Genomic DNA, 18,369 nt, shown 5'->3' with positions numbered 1-18,369 from the left:
AGCTAAATAACCAGCAGAAGGCCGCTCATTTGGGCGGCCTTCTTAGTCAGCACCATGACCGAAAAAAGACGAACGATGAATGAAGCTGACGTTCGTGAGGATGTGGCTATGCCACTTCTTACGAAATTGGGTTATGCTGCCGGAACTGCAAACGACATCGTCCGAGAAAAGACACTCGAATATCCTTACAACTTTCTCGGGAGACGAAAGAAATCCGACCCACCTCTTCGCGGTCGAGCGGACTATACACTGACCGTGCTCGGAGCTGGCTCTTGGACTCTTGAGATCAAGGCCGAAGAGGTGGAAATTGATCATGAGGCGATCGAACAAGCGATTACGTATGCTCGCCATCCACAAGTCGCAGGAAGTTACGCTGCAATTCTGAACGGATCGCGTTTCGTTGTGTTTCACAACGTTCAAAGGTCCGACGAACCGCCCCTGATTGACCTCCCTGTGGCGAGTGTTACCGAACTTGCGGCAGCTTTAGAAGCAACGCTGTCACCTGCAGCCATTCGACGAGACCTCACCCCACCAAAGGTCGACTTAAAAATGCCTCTGGCGAAGGGGCTTCGATCCACCGCACGAGTTTCCGAAGCTTCCATACTCTACAATGAATTCAAGTGGCGAAGCAGCACCGCCATCCCGGAAGAAAGTGCAGCCAACTTGAACGAAACCTGTCGCCGCCTTTCGGGGCTTCGGGTCAGCGCCGTCGGCGGACAAATATGGCGAGATGATCATTCACGAATTGTCGCTCGATTAGACTGGAACTTTCCAAACGATAGCCTGAAGCAATTTGCTGAGACCAAACAATTCCTGAACATGGAGTACGTTTGCCTTACCTCAACACTTTCTGAAAATCCATTAGAGCCATCCATCTTTCATGTAATTGGAGACCTTGAGGTTGCCGAGGGGGATCACCTGTTCGATCTCGCCACTTGGAGCACTCAAGTTGCAGGTCTTGATGCGGTTATTGCTTACTCGGGGCAAGCTACAGGCTATCTAGCATCGGGGGTCTTTGAGGGTATCGTCGAAGCGAAGTACGAGACTACATTCCCTGCAATGCCCGCCGTCCGTATCATCACATTCGGCTCGGGTCGTCTCCGCATGTCGATCCTACCTTAGCAACGTAGGTCGGTCCGGAATCTGGGAGCTGAGCGACACACAATGCGAAAGAATCGAGGTAAACGAGCAAGCTCAAGTCGCTCGGCGTACAGCAGGCACTCCATCAACAAGGAAACCCCAAAGCTGCCGGAGCGAACGCGTGACGACAATTTCTCACTCTTTCACTACACGACTGCTTCAGGCCTTATCGGTATAATCGAGACAAAATCTCTCTGGGCCACACATGCTAGCTTTCTCAACGATGCATCTGAATGCCAACTGCTCAGTCGCCTTTTGACACCGCAAATCGAGGCTGATTTTAGAGAACTTGTTCCTAAACTGATGGAATGCGGTGCCTTTCAGCCAGAGATTCAATACGCCTTGCGCGGCGACGCATTGACTACTGAGGCGGAGAAGGCAACGTCGATTATCCTCAAGGCTATTGACCGCACTTCTCCAATTCACATTACGTCATTCTGCCGGCACGCTGCGGGCTCACCTGAGTGTAATCACGGGCTACTAAGTCAGTGGCGCGGCTACGCCAAGGGCGGTTTTGCAATCGAATTTGATGAAGGCCAATTGGACGACTTAATTTTGGAGGAAACCAATGCTCATTCGTATCAGGGTCTCATAACGAGGCAGGTCGAGTATCACGATCATCAGAAGGCTGCCAAGATCGACCGTTTCGAAGGCTTGGCTGCAGCCACTCTAAGGGTTGGCTTTCGAGAGAACACTCCTAATCTGGCTGCGCGGCCGGATGTCAGTCAGCTCCTTGGTAATCGTGATCTCGAGTCTTACATTCGAGCCTTCGTCGAAACGGTGCCGTTTCTAAAGAGTCCTCGCTTCGCCGAAGAGAACGAATATCGCATTGTCGCGCTTCCAACCCGGTCGGCGAAGCTGGTTGACAGCATTAATGACAAGCGCCCATGGAAAGAAATATCTTTTCGTGAGGGATGGGGCGGCACAATGGTCCCGTTCATACGACTATTCCAAGACCTCAAAAATCCTTTACCCATCAAAAAGATTATTGTTGGGCCCCATCGCGATCAAGAAAATCAGGTGCTTGCCGCTAAGATTTTGCTCGAGAAACATGGGTTCGATGTGCACGTCGTTAAATCCGATACGGCTCTCAGGTTCTAGCGGGGCGATGGCAGGAGAGCAGCTGAACTTGCGGTGACTGTGCAGTCCACCACTGCCCTCGATGATCTCATCTTGGTTCCGGCTTCACTGCTCATCAACACCCCGCCGTCGAAATTGCCTTTGCGGCCGAGCCCTTCCCTCCTAAACTCCCACCCTCACCGTCATCGGTTCCGACGGGCCCGGTAGACGCGGAGTAGAAGTCATGCCCAAACCGGAAAGCTTCCCGATCGAGAAGATCTTCGTTACTACGAAGCAGAGGAAAGCTATCAAGCCCGAGACCGTCGGAGAGATTGCGGAAAGTATTCTGGAGATCGGACAACAGGCCCCGATCTCCGTTCGGCTCGACGGAGATCGCCTGGTCCTGGTCGAGGGACTGCATCGGTTAGAGGCCTGCAAGGCGCTCGGCGAGACGACCATTCTCGGTGTGCTGGTTCCGGCCGAGCTTGCTCAACACAAGCCGCAGCTAGCCGAACGCCCCGAAGTCGAGGCAGAGCGCATCAAGATGGCGCGATTGAAGCAGCTGCGGCTGGAGAAGGAAGCCGCAGAGGCATCGGCGGCTGCCTTGAAGGGCGCTGGCGCAACGCAAGCGCCGCGCACCCGTCCGGCGAAAGGCGTCCGCGACAATCCGAAGGCATCAGCGGGCCGGACGGCGAAATCGACACCGAAATCATTGTCGGACTGGATCACGCAGCAGAAGAGCAGCGGCGGGCGTTATTGATTGTCGTCGCCAGAATCTCTGGTGATAGCTCGTAGCTTGTAGGGTGGGTTAGCGCAGCGTAACCCACCTCTGTTCGTATCCGCAGAGACAGAAGCGGTGGGTTACGCCGCGCGAACTGCGCTTCGCGCAGTCGCGGGGCTAACCCACCCTACGCACCATCTTACGCGCTCGCGCCCGCAGTTCCAGCCTCACGATCAAACTCTCTCCCGAATTCCTACAAATCTCTGCCATCGACCAAAGGTAGAATGCTGCCGGTGAAGCGTGGTCAACAACGCGACTTGCAAGAAAATCTGCACGCGGGCCCGCTTCCGACAATGGAACTGGGAGTTACGCCATGCAGCATCTGCCGAACGACACCTTCGACGTCACCCTCGACCAGTTTGGTCAAATCGCGACCGTGTACGGAGACCCCGGCTTTCCTTCAAGCACGGACGTCGTCGGCGGCAACGACACCGTGACGGCCACCGTCACCGAGCGCAATACGCAACTCACTGTTTTCGGCGACGACCACACGACGCTGCTTGGTCACTCGCAAGGCGGAAACGACACGCTCATTGCCGACATCGGCGGCGGCTGGAACACCGCGCTCGTGGTGGGCGACACCCAATCGATGATCGACGACGCCAGAGGCGGCCACGACACCATCGTCGCGGATGCCTATGGCACCGTCTACACCACCGTTTCGGCCTTCGGCGACGTCGCGGACGACATGTCGGGCAACGCGCGGGGCGGCAATGACGACATCACCGGCTCGATCGGGTGGCGTGGCGGCGCCAATTTGTTCGCGGGCGATGCCGGCGGTTCCATGATCGACACCTCGCACGGCGGCAATGACACGATCGATGTCAGCGTTCTCACCATCGATGGCGGAGCAACCGTCAGCGGCGACGCGATCGGCGCCATGCGCGGCCTTGCGCAAGGCGGCAACGACAATCTGAGCGCCACCCTGGACGGCGACAGCCCGATATCCGGCGCCAGCCTGTCGGGGGATTCGTCGACGTCCCTGATGGATCTGACCCAGGGCGGCGACGATATCTTGACCGTCAAGATGGCCGGCCAGTACGCTGACGCGAGCTCGTCGCTGTTCGGCGACGCGCCGGTCATGGCGGGTCATGCTCGTGGCGGCAACGATGTCCTCAACGGCAGCGCCGGCCGGGACTTCATGTATGGCGATGCGCGGATCTACACGCCTGCATCACCAGGCTCGATCACCGGCGGCAACGATACGCTGAACGGCGGCGCCGGCGACGACCAGCTTTGGGGCGGAGGAAACGGCGACATCTTCGTCTTCAACAAAGGTTCCGGCAACGACATGCTCAACGACTTCGACCAAGGCAACAAGGCGATGGGCAGCACCGCGACCGAGCACGATTTGATCGACGTGCACGATTACGGCTTTGCTGACTGGACGGCGCTATCGAGCCAGATCAAGGACAATGCCGCCGGCGATGCCGTGGTTCACCTCTCGGCGAACGACACCATCACCCTCGACGGCGTCCACGCTGCGAGCCTGCACGCGACCGACTTCCTCATCTGAGCGCGCAGGTTGGATTTCGTCATGCAGACGCGCGAAGCGCGTCTGCTCGGCGTAGCCCGCCTCCGCAGAAGCAAGAATGATGGATTACGCGTTCGGCAAAAGAGCTCGTGGGATGTGGCAACAAAGGCGGCCATCCGCAGGTATCGCGATCGGCGACTCTTTGCCGGATGCATCGAAGATGCAGCGGCAAAATCTCACCACATGGCCGCCACGCAAGCGACAGCCCACAATCGCGATTTCAGCGCAAACGCGACGGAGGCTCGCGGCTTCATCGATATTCGGGAGCCATTTGCAATGTTGAGTGCGGTGGACAACAAGCCAAAAGGAAAATCCGGCCGGCGCGGCAAGAAGAAGGCCGGACAACGGACCGGGGCCAGCGAGCAACGCGCCAGTGCAGAGCATCAATTGCCGGATGCCTCGGCGGAGAACAGGCAAGAGACCGAGCAAAAGATCGAGCAAGAGACCGAGCAAGAGCCGAGCCGACCGATCAGTGCGGAGATACCTTCGGCTGCAGCCTTGCCGGACGAGGCTCCCGGGATGCAGATCGCTGCAAGCCCGCCCGTCGCACCGGTCGAACCCTTGGAGGCCAGCACGCAGGCGATTGCCGACGCCTATAGCGACTACATCAGGACGTCACTCGAGCAAGCCTGGAGCTTCCTGGGAAAGCTCGCGACGGCGCGCTCACCCGTCGAGGCGTTTGAGATTCAGATGGCGTACGCGAAACAGGCGTGCGACTCGTTTGTCGCCGAATCCCAGAAGATCACCGAGTTGCATGAACAATTGACCAGACAAAGGGTCATGCATCTTGAGGGGTTCGTGGCCAAGCTCACCCAGACGACGCTCGAAATCCGCGCGCTACGCCACTAACGGTAGCTGCGTATTGCGGCGCCGGCGTAACCCTCCGGCTCTCCGCGCGCCGAGATGAATGAGGTGGGTTACGCTACGCGACTGCCCTTTGCGCCGTCGCGGAGCTAACCCACCCTACCCGCTTGAGGACGGCCTGGAGTTCAGTACCCTGACTTCGTGCCGGTGGTCGGCCTCGTGCTCGCGCCGGTGGTTTGACCTGTGGTTTGTCCGGTCGTTTTTCCTGGCGCGTAGCTCGACGCGCCGGGGTTGGTGCTCTTCGAGGCCTTCGCCTGATGCTTCTTCTTATGCCCAGGAGCGTAGCTGGAAGCGCCCGGCTCGCCCTTCTGGGAACCCATTTGCTGCATCTCCTGACCTGGCGTCTTGCTCGATACACCCTGAGCAAACACTGCTGGGGCTGTAGCCATGACAACGGCAGCCGAAAGCGCGATGATCATTGCTTTCATGTTGTCCTCCTCGAACAGGCCCCTCAAAGGAAACGGAATGGACCAGTGCCCGTTCCTCTCAGCGAACGTTCATGGTGCCGTGAGGGCGTAAGCCCCTCGGGTGGCAATTCGTTGATGCTCCGCTCGACCATCCTGCGAACTGCGCTTTGCACAGTCGCGGCGCCCCCCTGCGCGCTCACTCCGCCCGCTCCCTCGCCCGCCATAATTTCTCCTTTGCACACGCGTTGTGTCGGACAGCGGCGAGACCTATCCTTGATCGGACTGCCTCCCATTGACGCCCGACCGGATGGAGAGCGCATCGATGCCTGACACGAACGACCCCAAACCCGAGACCGGCAAGGCCGATGACGCCAAGTCCGATGCCGCCAAGCCTGATACCCCCAAGCCGGACGAGACACGTGCCGACAGCGGGCTGACTCGGGCCTACGACCGGATCAAGAGCGCAGAAGAAGACCTTGCGCGGCTGGACCGGCTGGTTTCCGGAATGGAACGCAGCAGCGAAGCCCCGCGGACCTCGCACGCAAGCGCCGCCGCCCCCGCAGCCGCCACTTCCGCAAACAAGGCGGCGGCGCCTGATGCCAAGCCGCCAAACACCAAGCCTCTCAACACCAAGCCTCTAAGCACCAAGCCTCGCGATCAGGGCCTGAGGGGAGACAAGGCCATGATGCGCGCTTTGGTCATTCTCGTGCTGGCGATCGGCCTGCTCGGTGCCGCCCTCGCCTCGCAATATAGCGACGAGGCGACATCGATCGGCAAGTCGATCATGGCGCGATGGGCTCCGCCGGCGGCGAGCACACCCCCACAGGCGTCCGCGGCGGACAATCCGGCGCAGCCGGCGACGGTGCTGCTGGCGGCCGCGGATGAGTCGAGCCCCGTGCCCGCGCCGCCGGGGCCCAAGGACCCGGAAAGCGCTTCCAGGCCTGCCGCCACGGCGGCCGAGCCATCATCGTCCGAGCTCGCGCAATCGCTCAAGGCCATCACGAGCGAGCTTGCGAACATCAGCGGCAAGCTCGAGCAGCTGAAGAGCCACAGCGAGCAGACCCTGCGCGACCAAGCCGCCACCATCGAGCAGCTCAGGGGCGCGCAGGAGAAGGATGCGGCGGACAATGCGCGCCTCGCCGCCCAGGTCCAGGCGCTGCAAACGCAACTGAGCGCAACATCGGCCTCATCCGCCTCTGCGGCCGCCAAGCCCGTCGTGCGCAGCGTCGTGAACAACGATGCGCGTGCCCGGGCGCACGTACCGGACGCCGCGCCTCGGCGCGCCAGGCCACCGCGAGGCCCCTGGATGCCGCCGCCCTATATGGCCGGCCCCTATTACGGCGATCCGGATTGGTGAGCCCGTTTCGCGAAGGGCGCGATTGGATTTGAAGTGCCGTAGGGTGGGTTGGCCTGCGGCGGCGCGAAGCGCAGTCCGCTGGCGTAACCCGCGATTTCCGCGGAGGCAGATATGGTGGGTTACGCCGAGTGATTGCGCTTCGCGCAATCACAGGGCTAACCCACCCTACCGACCTACGCTCCCCTCACCGGACTTCGCTCATCGTCACCTTGGCCGCGATCCCCGTCAGCTCGGGCTCTTGCGGCGCCAGCTCCTCATCGGAAGATGGGCCGAACGAGACGTCAGTCATTCTGCGTTTGACCTGTTCGCAGGTCTTGCGAACGTCTTCGGTGAACAGCGCGCATTCTTCGATACGCTTGAAAATCTTCCGTCCTTCTTCCCGATAGCCTGCCGCCGTTTCCCGCATGAAGGCGATCGCATCATGAACCTGGGCCGTCAGCGCCTCGCACTTTTGCGCGGCGTCGATCAACTCGGTGCCCATGGCCTCGATCTCTTTCGCAGCGGACTCATAGTCGCGAATGACCGCTTCGGCACTGAGCGCACCGACGCGCGACACGCCCGCGGTGTGCTCGACGTAATCAGGCAGATTAATTGAAGTAATGGAGCTTCCCGACCGGATCGAACTGATATCGGCTTCGAGTTGGACCAAGTTCACTCCGTCCCGTCTGTGCAATTGTTCGACACTTGCCATGACTGTTCTCCCAATACGCGCCCAGAACCCCAAGCAGCATTGGGTTTATTACGGGGATAAGTGCCGTTCTACCTCTATGTATTCTTGACAGTCTCCACTTTGCCATTTTTGCCCAATCGCAAACTCTGCACGCAGAGATGGGCAGGCATCAAACTTCAATTTTCCCGTGTAGCGGATGTCGTCAGTGCCGTAGCGGATGTCGTCAGTGCCGTAGGACCTCCTACCCTTGGTCAAGGGGAACGTCCTTATAGGGCAATATGGTAGCGCCGTGCTCGATGCAGTCCAGGACGCTGCGCGCCGGCTTTGCCGGTGCCTTCGGCATCCTGGACAGCATCTGCGGGCGGCGCTCTGGCGCTCGGCAGGTCGGGACGAAGGAATGGTCGCCCGGCCGAACAAAGGAATGGGGCTCACCCGTTCGCGGAGTTCTTTGTGCCGTTATGGTCCGCATCGTATGGGGTCTGTCGCTTGAGCGTCGTGCACAGGGCAAAAAGCAAGCGATCTCCCACGCTGCGCAGAGCCCGCGCGTGACCGTGTCCTTTTCTGCGCAAGGCATCATACCGTCGCCTGCTGGCAGCGTCGTGTTGGATGGCGACACGCGACCAGTGATGGACGGCGCTCTGTAGCCGCCTGTTGCAGGCGAGGCGGCGGATCACGAAGCGTTGTTTGCCGCTTTGCCGCGTCACCGGCGCAGCCCCTGCCAAGGCGCGCAGAGCATGGTAATCTCGTCTGCGCAGGGGCTCTGCGGCCTCGGCGAGCAGTGTGGCGAGATTGATCCTGCCGATTCCTGGCCAGGAGCGTAGGATCGTCACGTCGCACTGCTCCGAGCTCTGCCCCGACGGCTTCTCCTCTCCTTCGAACTCGGCACATAGCCGGTCCAGGTTCTGATGAGCCTCTTTGATCTGCCGATTGACCAGGTGCAGACGTGCCGCCAGGCTGCGGATGTGAGCGCAGGCTGCCTCCGTCGTGCCGGGGGCTACGAACAGCGGTGCCTCGCGCAAAGTCCCGAGCACCGTCGCCGCATTGAGACGGCGGATACGATAGTCCCTGAGAACACCTGCGATGGCCTTCTCGCTGGCCTTGACCGCACTGGCGGGGGTCGGCACCTTCTGCCAAAGCGCCAGGAACCATTCGTCGGCGACATCGTCGGTCAACTTGGTGGCCTGGGGATAATATCGCCACAACTGCTGACGCAAGCGGTTGGCAAGCCGCGTGCGTTCCTGCTGCAGTTCGTCCGCCAGGCGCGACCACTCCCGTAGCTCAATCATCGCCGCATCGTCTGCCACAAGCCGACGGAAAGCAGCACGGTCAGTGCGCAGCGAGGCGCCGAGCACATGAGCATCGCGGCGGTCGTCCTTGGCACCGGCCACCGTGAAGCGATCGCGGAAGCGATCCAGTTGCTTGGGATTGATGGCAAACACCGCAAACCCGTGCTCGAGCAGCATCTCCACCACCGGGCCGTGCGGCATCTCGATCGCCACGGCGATCTGTCCCGGTGCGGCCTTGGTCTTCTCCAGCAGCCAGTCACGCAACTCCGTCAGCCCGGCGCCGCCATGGTCGAACTCGTGCTGCGCAACCTGTCTTCCCGCGGCATCCAGCAGGCAAACGCTATGGCTCCGCGTTGCCCAGTCGATCCCGACGAACCAGCGTACATCTTCGATCATTGTTGAGACCTCCTTGCTCGCAAGGCGGGCCACCACGATCCTGATCAGTCCCTGTACCGGCGCTCTTGGCGCGACCTCCTACCGGATCTCGATCGCGGTCGCTCCGCCGGGGCGCGGTTCCTACGTCGGTGCTCGAGGCACAGGTGGACAAGGCTGCTCCCGGCGGATCGGCCCGGACGGCCAGTCTACATCCGAAGGCCGCCACGAACCCCACAAGGGTACAGGGTGGGCAAAGGCGCCCTTGCGCCGTGCCCACGATCTTTCCGATCCGGCCACAGAGGCGTGGGCACGCTTCCGCCTTCGCTCTTCGAGCTACGGCGGACAAGTCGCTTTGCCCACCCTGCGAATGTCGCCTACCACCAATACGGCCAGCGCCATCCCTCATAGCGCACGTATGACGGCACGAAGGGCGGGCCGTAGGGATCGACCTTGTCGTCCTCGGGGCGATAGCGATAGCGCGGGACGATGTTGTAATCCCACGGCGTCGGCCTCAGCACGGGCGCCGTGACGATGAGCCGCTCTTGTGGGGCGCGAACGACGACGGCTTTCCGCGCCCTCGCTTCCGCACCTGATGTTGCAAGGCTGCTCAGCACGAGCGCCGCTCCGAGCGCAAAGGCGGCGGTCATCTTTGTCATGCGTTGGTCTCCTTCGCTCAAAGAGTGCAAAAGGATGCCACGCAAGGCAAGCAAATTTCGCGCGAGCTAGGGGAGATGATGCCGGCTTTTGCGCTCCGACCTCTCCCCGTCATTGCGAGGAGCTCTTGCGACGAAGCAATCCAGAAATATTTCCGCGGAGACAGTCTGGATTGCTTCGCTTCGCTCGCAATGACGGGGATAGAGCGGCGAGCGTAGTGCAGACGGCGACCGATGCCGCTACGAAACCCTACGCCGCATCCATCTCCTCCGCCGCCCCCGCCACCAGCCGGTCGAGGCCGACCATCAAGAGATCGGCGATGTGCATCAGCTGATACAGCGGAATGTCCGCCTCGCCCTGCTCGGCCGACGCCACGAAGGCCGGCGTGACACTGAGGTGTTCGGCGAGCTGGGCCGTGGTGTAGCCGCGGGCCTCGCGCGTAGCCTTGACGCGCGCGCCGATGCCGCGGCGGTGCCGGGCCTGCTCGTCCGTCGTCATCATCACCGCCTGCTCGTCCGCGCTCGCATAGCCGTCCGCGAACGCGCTGCCGATCAGCCGGCCCTTGCGCCAGGCGACGCGGCAGCCCTTGCGCAGGCCGCTCCTGAAGATCAGCGTGAACTGCTCGGCGACCCACAGCGACGAATTGAGCTCCAGCCGCGCGCCGGCGGCGGAGACGTCGCGGATCGTGCAGGGCACGCTGACGGTGCCGCCGCTGCCATTGTCGAATTCGACGATGCCGGTCCTCAGCGTGTGATGCCTGACTGCGGCGCGATGATCACCCATGACGGCTCCCGAAGCGCAATTCCTATCGGGGCGAAGATAGCGCGGAATTTTGGCTCAACTCCTAAACGTCGGGCGAAACGGCGGGGACCGGACGGCATGGTAAAGAATTCCTCCCCACCTCGCGAAAGTCACTCGCGCGCGCGGCGCAGGGCCTGCTCGAGCTTCTTCCTCTGCCTGTCCCAGCGCTCCTGCTCGGCCTCGGCGCGCGCATCGAGCGCGGCGCGCTCGGCTTCGATCGCCTCGGCCTTGGCGTCGTGCTCGCGCCTTGCCTTGTCGAGCGCCGCTTCCGCAGCAGTAACCGCCTTGTCGCGCCGCGCGCGCTCCCTGGCGCGGGCGGCCTCTTCCTTGACACGCGCTGCCTCGCGCCGTCGCTCCTCCTTCTCGAACGCCGCGGCGGCCTTGCGAGCAGCCGCGTCATCGATCTCGCGCGATGCTGTCCGGGCCGTCTTGGCCGGACGCTTCTGCGATCCGGATTTGCTTTTCGATCTTCGCCTGGGCCTCGTCTCGCCCTCGCCGAGATCGGTCGGCAGCTCCGCGCTTTCGTTGAACGGGCCATCCGAGCCGACCGGGCGCCTGAGCACGACACCCGGCTTTGCCATGGTCGCGGTGACGATGTCGGGGTCGTCCGTCTCCTTGGCAACGCCTTGATGGAACAGATTGGAGCTGGCGCCCCACGCGGCAAGCGCCGCCTTCATCGAGGGCGCGGCGATCGCCTGATCGTAGAAGCCGAGCGAGGTCTGGTAGGTCTTCAGTTTTCTTTTCAGCTGTTTTGCCATCTCGCCCCGATCGTAGCTCGCCGCTCGCCAGCGATGTAGCCCGCACTACGAGCTTCCAAGCAGCGCATCATAGCCTTGCGCGCTGAACGCCAGCAGACAGAAGCCGTGCCCGAACGGATCGGCCAGCATCGCGATCCGGCCATAGGGCGCATCGCACGCGCCCACCTCGAGGATCGCGCCCGCAGCGAGCGCACGCGCGACAGCTGCGTCGACATCGTCGACGACGACGTCGATATGCACCGGCGTCCAGTGCCGCTCATAGCGGCGACGATCGCCGCCGGCGCCGACCGTGCCGGGCTGCTTGGTCAGGAGATACACCGGCGCCGGCCAGCCGTTGAGCTCGACGAAGTCGGCGCCGAAGCGGCGGCCGACCGTGAGGCCAAAGGCTTCGGTGTAGAACGTCGTGGCTTTCGCCACGTCCGGAACATCGATGTTGAGAAGGAAGCTCATGAGGGGCTCGTCGCAGATTGCGAAGCGAGCCTAGCCCGGATGGAGCGCAAGCGTAATCCGGGATGGTGCCGCACCCGACGGCCCTGATGAATCCCCCCGCAACGGACGAACCCACCATGCCATCATGCCATTGTTTTGCCCGACGGGTCAAATGTTCGTTCGGGATTACCGAATATAAACAAAGCCCCAGGATTCCAAAGGCATGCTTACTGTGCATGGGGTTGTTTTTCGAAAAACTTTGCTTGGCCGCGCCCTCACTCGCCACGTTCGTCGCGCGTTTCTCGGTGATATCGCACCGGCAGGTAACGCTCGGCCCGCGCCGTTCGCAGCTTTTCCTTGCTTTCCCGGTTCCCGCCTCTACGGTCGCGCCGCGAACGAACCCGCGAGACAAGACCCGTCAGGACCGACACGATGAAATGCCCGACCTGCAATTCCGAGCACGCCTATCAGGACCGCGATCTCTGGGTCTGCCCGGAATGCGGCCATGAATGGAGCGGCGCAGCGGAAGCGGCCGCAGACACGGCGCAGGATGCGGGCGTGCGCGATGCCAACGGCAATGTGCTCGCCGACGGCGACAGTGTCATCGTGATCAAGGATCTCAAGATCAAGGGCTCGTCCTCGGTGGTCAAGGGCGGCACCAAGGTGCGCAACATCCGCCTGCAGGACGCCAGCGACGGCCACAACATCGCCTGCAAGATCGACGGCATCGGCGCGATGAATCTGAAGTCGGAGTTCGTGAGGAAGGCCTAGCGCGCGCTTCAGGGCGGTGCTCAGCCGCCGAGCACGTTGCCCCAGCCATCGAACAGGTAGGTCTTCCAGGCCACGGTCCCATCCGCGCCGGGCCGGCTGGCGCGCCGGTAGTCCTCGGCCTGATCGGCGGTCCAGGTAATGATCGTGTCCGAAACACGATCGTGCAGGATGGCGGGCTCGGTGGGGTCGAAGGCGTCCATGGGACGAAGCGAGGGATGCGTCATGGCGCCTCCAACGCACCAGCAGCAACAAAGTTGCGGCAATGCCGCATGGAACCGGGCGTTGCACCTCGGCAACACCTGCCTCGAAAAGCCCGCAACCGCCGATTTGCGCCATTGCGCCGCCACAACGTGGCCCGAACAATGGGCGTGCTGCGTGCCTTTCCGTGCAAGACTGTTTGGTCAGACTGTTTGCATCACCACTGTTCGAGCCAGATGCTTCGAACAGACCGTTTGGAGGCAGGGATCATGAACGATCGGCGGTCTCTTCTGGTGGCGGTGTCGTGTCCCTCGGCCGTTCTCGCCGGCTGGCTCGCATTGTCTCTCTCGGCCTATGCGCCTGCGCTGATCGAGAACAGCGGTGCCAATGCAGCCGCCATCTCGCGCGCCAAGGATCACGCCAAGGATCTCGGCCGCATCGACATCGCCGACGTGCCGCGCGCTGCGACCATCGAGGATGGCCTCGCCTTGACCGCCGACATCGCTGCCGCCGTCGCTGCCACCCCTGCCACGCCAGCAGAGGCAACGCCCGAGCAGCCCACCTCCACCGTCAAGCTTGCCTCGGCCGACCCGGTGCTGATCCTGCCGGCGGAACCTGCTCCCGCGCCGCAGATATCCCCCGAACCGGAGCCGATCGTCAGCGAGATTGCCCCCGCCCCTCTGCCCGACCCCGTCAAGCTCGCATCCGCCGATCCCACCGAGATCGTGACGACGGACGCATTGTCGCCCGCGGCGATCGCGAGCGGTCCTGTCGCGCCTGCGAGCAAGGCGTCTCCGCCCGCCGACACCGTCGCCGTGCTCGACGAATGCTTCGTCATGGATACCTGCATCGACCGCTATCTCTGGGCGCTCTATCAGCGCACCGCCAAGGAAGACACGATCAAGGTTCAGGAGCGGCGCGCGGTCACCATCAAGCGCAAGGGCAAGACCGTCACGGTGATGCGCAGCTTCACCAAGCTGGTCGATCAGGACTTCACCTGGAAGGATCCGAACGCGGCCGAGCGCGCCGGCATGTCGATGATGGACTACGTCATCGGCGGCATGGACAAGAGCTTCAAGCAGAAGCTGTTCCGCATGATGCTCGCGGCCGAAGCTGCCGGCCTGTCGCCGGGCATCACCAGCGCGTTCCGCGACGATTATCGCCAGTCGATCGCAAGCGGCCTGAAGGCCGCGTCCAACCGCTCCTATCATGGCGGCAGCACACGCGGCGGGTATGGCCACGGCATGGCCGCGGACATCGTCAGCACGCAAGGCAATAATCGGGCGCAGCGCTGGGTCTCGACCGAGATCCTGTGGAAGTGGGTCGATGCCAACGGCAAGGCGTTCGGCATCGGCAGGCCCTATCTCGGCCGCGATCCGCCGCATGTCGGCCCGATCGACGGCAAGGAATATATCTCGAAGCGCGGCACCTCCGATCGCAAGGACGTTGCCAGCGCCAAGCCGAAGAAGCCGCGCGCGATCGCCAGCGCCAAGCCGCCGAAGGCCCACGCCGCGCGCGAGCAGAAGAGCCCGGCCAAGCCGCAGAAATCGGCGCAATCGGCCGTCAAGCGCGCGACCTGACGGTTTACGGCTTGCACTCCGCCGTTGGCAGCGGCACCAGCCGCATCTCGGCCGAGCCGGCGTCCTGCGTGCGCACCAGCACCGCAAAGACCGTGTCGACCGCGCGCCGCACGGCCGAGCCCATCGCTTCGCCCTTGGCCAGATGCGCCGCGATCAGCCCGGTGAGGAGATCGCCGGTGCCGTAGGGGCGGATCGGCAGGCGCGGCGTCGCAAAGCGGGACAATCGTCCGTCGCTGCACAGGATCGTCTCCACCTGCCCGGTCGCCGTGTCAGCGAGGGTGCAGCCGGTGGCGACGACGTCGGTGCGGCCCGTCCCTGCCAGCATCGCACACGCCGCACTCAGGCCCTCGGCATCTGCAATCGTCGCTCCCGAGAGCAGCTCGAGCTCGAACTGGTTCGGCGTCGTCAGGTTCGCCGCCGGCAGCAGCCGGTGCCGGACCACGTCCAAAATGCCGTCCGCGACATAGACGCGGCCGTCGTCACCGATCACGGGGTCGCAGAGATAGACCAGCTTCGCATTCCGCGAACGCGCCCGCTCGACGAAATCGGCGATCACGGCGGCATTGCCGGGCGAGCCGAGATAGCCGGTGACGAGCACCGCAGCCTCGTCGATCAAGCCGCGCTCCTCGACACCCTTCAGGAGATCGGCGACGAGCTCGGTCTCCAGCACCCGTCCGCGCAGGCTCGGATAGCGCGGATGGTTGGACAGCAGCGTCGTCGGCACCGCCGCAACGTTCACGCCCTCCGCCTGCATGGCATACGCGGCCGCGCTGTTGCCGACATGGCCGTGGACCACCTGGCTCTGGATCGAGATGACGAGCATGAAGGAGGTCCGTACGGACAAACGCGGGGCGATGCAAGTGTCGCCCGGATCTCGCGCTTCAGCGTCGGGCCAATTCCCCGAGATAGGCGCAGAACATGTCGGCTAGCCCGGCGGCATGACGCGCAATCTCGGCCTCGCTGCGCCGGGTCTCCGAAAATCGCTTGCCGGCCTCGCTGAGCGTGGTCGTGATCAGCTCGCCGGCGAGGCCGCGCGTCGCATTGGAAGCTTTGGGCAGCGCCTCTCGCATGAAGACATCGACGATGCCCCTGCTGGCCGCCCGGGCCTCGCGCGCTTCGGGCGCGTCACGATAGAGCGGCGCGGCGTCGTTGAGGGCCGTGCGCATCGCAGCCTCCTCGCACTCGGAGCGGATGAAGGCATGGACCAGCGCGCGCAACCGCGCCTGTGGCGGCTTGGCGCGATCCGCGAGGATACCGCGCAGCAGCTCGCTCGTATGCCGCCACTCGTCGCTCTGGAGACGAAACAGGATCGCGGCCTTGTTTGGAAAATATTGATAGAGCGACCCGACGCTCACCCCGGCCCGCTCCGCCACGCGCGCCGTGGTGAAACGCTGCGCGCCCTCCTTCGCTAGAACCTGAACAGCCGCATCCAGAATGGCCGCCACCAGCTCCGTCGAGCGAGCTTGCTGCGGCTGTTTTCGTGAAGAAATTGAACGGCTTCGACGGTCGGCCATGGCTCGCTCGGGCAATGCGAATAGGAAACGCGACGAATTAGTCGTATTTCAATCGGCGCGCAAGCACGCGCTTCTTTCGCCAACTCTGGAGACTTCGATGACCATCCCGACCATCGCTTCGCTTGCGCCGCTGCTGGATCGCCTGTTCGGCGAAGCCGAGGCAGCAAGCGAGGCAACGGAAGCCGCAATCGCAGACCTGTCCGACGCAGAGCGGGAGCGGATGATGCGGAGCAAAACCGAATATCGCAATCTCTATGGACGCCTGAAGGACGCACCGCTTCCGGTCTCGCGCGAGACCGGAGCGCTGCTCTACATCCTGACACGCAGCTCCCGCGCCCGGTCCATCGTCGAGTTCGGCACCTCGTTCGGCATCTCGACACTGCACCTTGCCGCAGGCCTGCGCGACAATGGCGGCGGCCGCCTCGTCACCAGCGAGTTCGAGCCGTCCAAGGTTGCCCGGGCGCGAGACAACCTCTCGGCCGGCGGCTTGATCGATCTCGTCGACATCCGCGAAGGCGACGCGCTGAAGACGCTCAGCACCGGCCTGCCCGAAACGATCGATCTCGTACTGCTCGACGGTGCCAAGGCGCTCTACCCCGAGATCCTGGATCTGGTCGAAGGCCGTCTGCGGCCGGGGGCGATCATCGTCGCCGACAATGCCGACGACAGCCCTGACTATCTGGCACGGGTGCGCGCGCCCGGCAGCGGCTATATGTCCACTCCCTTTGCCGAAGACGTCGAGCTCTCGCTGCGGATCAGTTAGGGCCGGGTCGAATAATCGGGCCATCTCGAGCCGCCGCACGATCGTCGCGCGGCGGCCTCCCGTCGGCCCGTCGTGTCGCAGGTTCGTCATTCGCACGTGATATTCGCGACAGCCGCGCGGTATCTTCCTCACGCCGAGAGGCTCATGACCTCCGCCTTCAACGCTTATACGGCTCTCGCCCTCGCCATCGTGTTCGAGGTCACCGCGTCGGCGTTCCTGCAGCAATCCGCCCAGTTCACCCGTCCCTGGCCCACGCTGGCGATGGTGCTGTTCTACGTCGCCTCGTTCTACGCGCTCTCGGTGGCGATCCGGGTGATCCCGTTGAGCATCGCCTATGCGATCTGGGGCGGGGTCGGCATCATCCTGACCGCCACCGTTTCCTTCGTGCTGTTCCGTCAGATCCTGGACGCCGCAGCCTTCGTCGGCATTGCGCTGATCGTCTCAGGAGTCGTGATCATCAACCTGTTCTCGGAGACCACGTTGCGTTGACGCGCGCGGTTACCGGCTCTGAGCGGGCGTGGGCGGACGCGGGGCGGACCGGGGCGCCTTGGCACCGGGCTTGGCCGCCCCCCGGGGCGGCGGCTCATCAACCGATACCAGGTAAGCGGCGAGCGCTTTCGCCGAATCGGAGCTGGTCACGTAATGATCCCTCAGAAACCAGGACAGCGTCAGGCTGAAGCGTCCCTTGGCCAAGCCGCGCGGGCTGCGGTGGCAGGTCGCGCAGCCTTCGGCGAACAGCTTCGCGGGCGACTTGCCGGCATCCAGATTTTGCGCGACGGCGGCCGTCGCCGGCAGCATGGCGGCCGTTAGAATGAGCAGAGGCGCAGTCAGGCCCCGCCTCACCATCACGCTGCGGACAGCTGATCGAATTCGGGCGGCGCGTAGGCCTTGCCATCCTGGTCGGTGATGACCACCCGCCATCCTTCGCTCGCCCACACTTTCGCCTTCGCCACGATGAGCAATCGGCTTTCGCGAGCGAAACTGTACTTCTCGTTGTCGCGTTCTGCGACCATCTTGTAGGCCAATTCGCATCCCCTTGCGTCGCCCTGCACCCGGCCTTCTCGTGGCAGCGGGCTTTGGCGGCAATTCGCCGGGAGCGTGGCAATTTGGTGCCGTCCACGAGGCCTGTGGCCGGCCCCGTGCCGTCGCAACAGAGCCGATCTCGTGACCTCGGATCGGCGCTAGTGCACGCGGATAATATGAGGGCGGCCGAGATTGATCAGGCCCTGCACCGCCGAGAGGCGGTCATTGAGGGCTGCGATGGTGAGCAGCAGATTGTTGCGCCGCTCATCGAGTAGTCCCATTTCTGCGCCCGAGAGCTTGGCACCCGCCCGCTCCTTGTGGATCTCCTCGAGGGATTCGCGCAGTCCGGCAATCAAGCCGGCCAGCTGCTTGGCCTCCTTGGTCATCGACCGCTTCGCGACATTT

At 63.0% G+C, this 18,369-nt stretch carries 23 protein-coding genes; 10 read left to right on the top strand and 13 right to left on the bottom strand.

Annotation, left to right across the window (positions count from 1 at the left end):
- Positions 1-75: 75 nt before the first annotated feature.
- From AB7M16_RS00330 to AB7M16_RS00310, 5 genes are all read left to right on the top strand, one after another.
- Positions 76-1,122 (top strand): hypothetical protein, encoded by a 1,047-nt coding sequence (locus AB7M16_RS00330; RefSeq protein WP_453942816.1) that lies wholly within the window; start codon positions 76-78, stop codon positions 1,120-1,122.
- Positions 1,123-1,164: 42 nt separating this feature from the next.
- Positions 1,165-2,241 (top strand): DUF2971 domain-containing protein, encoded by a 1,077-nt coding sequence (locus tag AB7M16_RS00325; protein WP_453942815.1) that lies wholly within the window; start codon positions 1,165-1,167, stop codon positions 2,239-2,241.
- A gap of 202 nt (positions 2,242-2,443) precedes the next feature.
- Positions 2,444-2,959, top strand: a complete 516-nt coding sequence (locus tag AB7M16_RS00320) for a chromosome partitioning protein ParB (protein ID WP_453942814.1) — start codon at positions 2,444-2,446, stop codon at positions 2,957-2,959.
- Positions 2,960-3,293: 334 nt separating this feature from the next.
- On the top strand, positions 3,294-4,496 hold the full coding sequence (locus tag AB7M16_RS00315; protein ID WP_453942813.1) for a calcium-binding protein: 1,203 nt from the start codon (positions 3,294-3,296) through the stop codon (positions 4,494-4,496).
- 21 nt (positions 4,497-4,517) lie between these two features.
- The gene (locus AB7M16_RS00310) at positions 4,518-5,363 is read left to right on the top strand and encodes a phasin family protein (protein WP_453942812.1); all 846 of its coding nucleotides are present in this window, start codon (positions 4,518-4,520) and stop codon (positions 5,361-5,363) included.
- A 140-nt stretch (positions 5,364-5,503) separates the two neighbouring features.
- Here AB7M16_RS00310 and AB7M16_RS00305 read toward each other — a convergent pair whose 3' ends face one another.
- On the bottom strand, positions 5,504-5,806 hold the full coding sequence (locus AB7M16_RS00305; protein ID WP_453942811.1) for a hypothetical protein: 303 nt from the start codon (positions 5,804-5,806) through the stop codon (positions 5,504-5,506).
- Between the two features lie 301 nt (positions 5,807-6,107).
- On the opposite strand from AB7M16_RS00305, the gene AB7M16_RS00300 reads away from it, so the two are divergent.
- Positions 6,108-7,142 (top strand): hypothetical protein, encoded by a 1,035-nt coding sequence (locus AB7M16_RS00300; protein ID WP_453942810.1) that lies wholly within the window; start codon positions 6,108-6,110, stop codon positions 7,140-7,142.
- Positions 7,143-7,326: 184 nt separating this feature from the next.
- Here AB7M16_RS00300 and AB7M16_RS00295 read toward each other — a convergent pair whose 3' ends face one another.
- From AB7M16_RS00295 to AB7M16_RS00270, 6 genes are all read right to left on the bottom strand, one after another.
- Positions 7,327-7,833: a hypothetical protein gene (locus tag AB7M16_RS00295; RefSeq protein ID WP_172788635.1), complete on the bottom strand. Its 507-nt coding sequence runs from the start codon at positions 7,831-7,833 to the stop codon at positions 7,327-7,329.
- A 407-nt stretch (positions 7,834-8,240) separates the two neighbouring features.
- The gene (locus tag AB7M16_RS00290; RefSeq protein ID WP_172789764.1) at positions 8,241-9,494 is read right to left on the bottom strand and encodes an IS110 family RNA-guided transposase; all 1,254 of its coding nucleotides are present in this window, start codon (positions 9,492-9,494) and stop codon (positions 8,241-8,243) included.
- A gap of 353 nt (positions 9,495-9,847) precedes the next feature.
- Positions 9,848-10,129: a hypothetical protein gene (locus AB7M16_RS00285; protein WP_453942809.1), complete on the bottom strand. Its 282-nt coding sequence runs from the start codon at positions 10,127-10,129 to the stop codon at positions 9,848-9,850.
- Positions 10,130-10,376: 247 nt separating this feature from the next.
- Positions 10,377-10,910 carry a helix-turn-helix domain-containing protein gene (locus AB7M16_RS00280; RefSeq protein WP_453942808.1) on the bottom strand — a complete coding sequence of 178 codons (534 nt, stop codon included), beginning with the start codon at positions 10,908-10,910 and terminating at the stop codon, positions 10,377-10,379.
- Positions 10,911-11,038: 128 nt separating this feature from the next.
- Positions 11,039-11,686, bottom strand: a complete 648-nt coding sequence (locus AB7M16_RS00275; protein WP_453942807.1) for a cell envelope biogenesis protein TolA — start codon at positions 11,684-11,686, stop codon at positions 11,039-11,041.
- A 45-nt stretch (positions 11,687-11,731) separates the two neighbouring features.
- Positions 11,732-12,136 carry a VOC family protein gene (locus AB7M16_RS00270; protein WP_453942806.1) on the bottom strand — a complete coding sequence of 135 codons (405 nt, stop codon included), beginning with the start codon at positions 12,134-12,136 and terminating at the stop codon, positions 11,732-11,734.
- A 411-nt stretch (positions 12,137-12,547) separates the two neighbouring features.
- Between AB7M16_RS00270 and AB7M16_RS00265 the strand changes: the two genes are divergently transcribed.
- Positions 12,548-12,886, top strand: coding sequence for a zinc ribbon domain-containing protein YjdM (locus AB7M16_RS00265; protein WP_453942805.1), 339 nt, complete (start codon positions 12,548-12,550; stop codon positions 12,884-12,886).
- A 20-nt stretch (positions 12,887-12,906) separates the two neighbouring features.
- Here the strand turns inward: AB7M16_RS00265 and AB7M16_RS00260 are convergent, their stop codons facing one another.
- Positions 12,907-13,110 (bottom strand): hypothetical protein, encoded by a 204-nt coding sequence (locus AB7M16_RS00260; RefSeq protein ID WP_260383494.1) that lies wholly within the window; start codon positions 13,108-13,110, stop codon positions 12,907-12,909.
- Positions 13,111-13,353: 243 nt separating this feature from the next.
- On the opposite strand from AB7M16_RS00260, the gene AB7M16_RS00255 reads away from it, so the two are divergent.
- Positions 13,354-14,664: a hypothetical protein gene (locus tag AB7M16_RS00255; RefSeq protein WP_453942804.1), complete on the top strand. Its 1,311-nt coding sequence runs from the start codon at positions 13,354-13,356 to the stop codon at positions 14,662-14,664.
- A 4-nt stretch (positions 14,665-14,668) separates the two neighbouring features.
- Here the strand turns inward: AB7M16_RS00255 and pdxY are convergent, their stop codons facing one another.
- Both pdxY and AB7M16_RS00245 read right to left on the bottom strand, forming a co-directional pair.
- The gene (gene pdxY / locus AB7M16_RS00250; RefSeq protein WP_453942803.1) at positions 14,669-15,487 is read right to left on the bottom strand and encodes a pyridoxal kinase; all 819 of its coding nucleotides are present in this window, start codon (positions 15,485-15,487) and stop codon (positions 14,669-14,671) included.
- A 58-nt stretch (positions 15,488-15,545) separates the two neighbouring features.
- Positions 15,546-16,178, bottom strand: coding sequence for a TetR family transcriptional regulator (locus AB7M16_RS00245; protein ID WP_212258475.1), 633 nt, complete (start codon positions 16,176-16,178; stop codon positions 15,546-15,548).
- A 97-nt stretch (positions 16,179-16,275) separates the two neighbouring features.
- On the opposite strand from AB7M16_RS00245, the gene AB7M16_RS00240 reads away from it, so the two are divergent.
- Both AB7M16_RS00240 and AB7M16_RS00235 read left to right on the top strand, forming a co-directional pair.
- A complete protein-coding gene (locus AB7M16_RS00240; protein ID WP_453942802.1) occupies positions 16,276-16,941 on the top strand; it encodes an O-methyltransferase in 666 nt (221 codons plus the stop codon).
- Positions 16,942-17,085: 144 nt separating this feature from the next.
- Positions 17,086-17,430, top strand: coding sequence for a DMT family transporter (locus AB7M16_RS00235; protein ID WP_212258471.1), 345 nt, complete (start codon positions 17,086-17,088; stop codon positions 17,428-17,430).
- A 9-nt stretch (positions 17,431-17,439) separates the two neighbouring features.
- Here AB7M16_RS00235 and AB7M16_RS00230 read toward each other — a convergent pair whose 3' ends face one another.
- From AB7M16_RS00230 to AB7M16_RS00220, 3 genes are all read right to left on the bottom strand, one after another.
- Entirely contained in the window at positions 17,440-17,739 is a 300-nt protein-coding gene (locus AB7M16_RS00230) for a hypothetical protein (protein ID WP_453942801.1), read from the bottom strand.
- A gap of 47 nt (positions 17,740-17,786) precedes the next feature.
- Positions 17,787-17,993 (bottom strand): hypothetical protein, encoded by a 207-nt coding sequence (locus tag AB7M16_RS00225; RefSeq protein ID WP_018322958.1) that lies wholly within the window; start codon positions 17,991-17,993, stop codon positions 17,787-17,789.
- A gap of 129 nt (positions 17,994-18,122) precedes the next feature.
- Positions 18,123-18,350, bottom strand: a complete 228-nt coding sequence (locus AB7M16_RS00220) for a hypothetical protein (protein ID WP_246571636.1) — start codon at positions 18,348-18,350, stop codon at positions 18,123-18,125.
- Positions 18,351-18,369 lie beyond the last annotated feature (19 nt).

It is taken from the genome of Bradyrhizobium sp. USDA 372 (genome assembly GCF_053629095.1).
The sequence above is the reverse complement of the archived record's forward strand: the minus strand, read 5'-3'. Positions and strand labels throughout refer to the sequence as shown.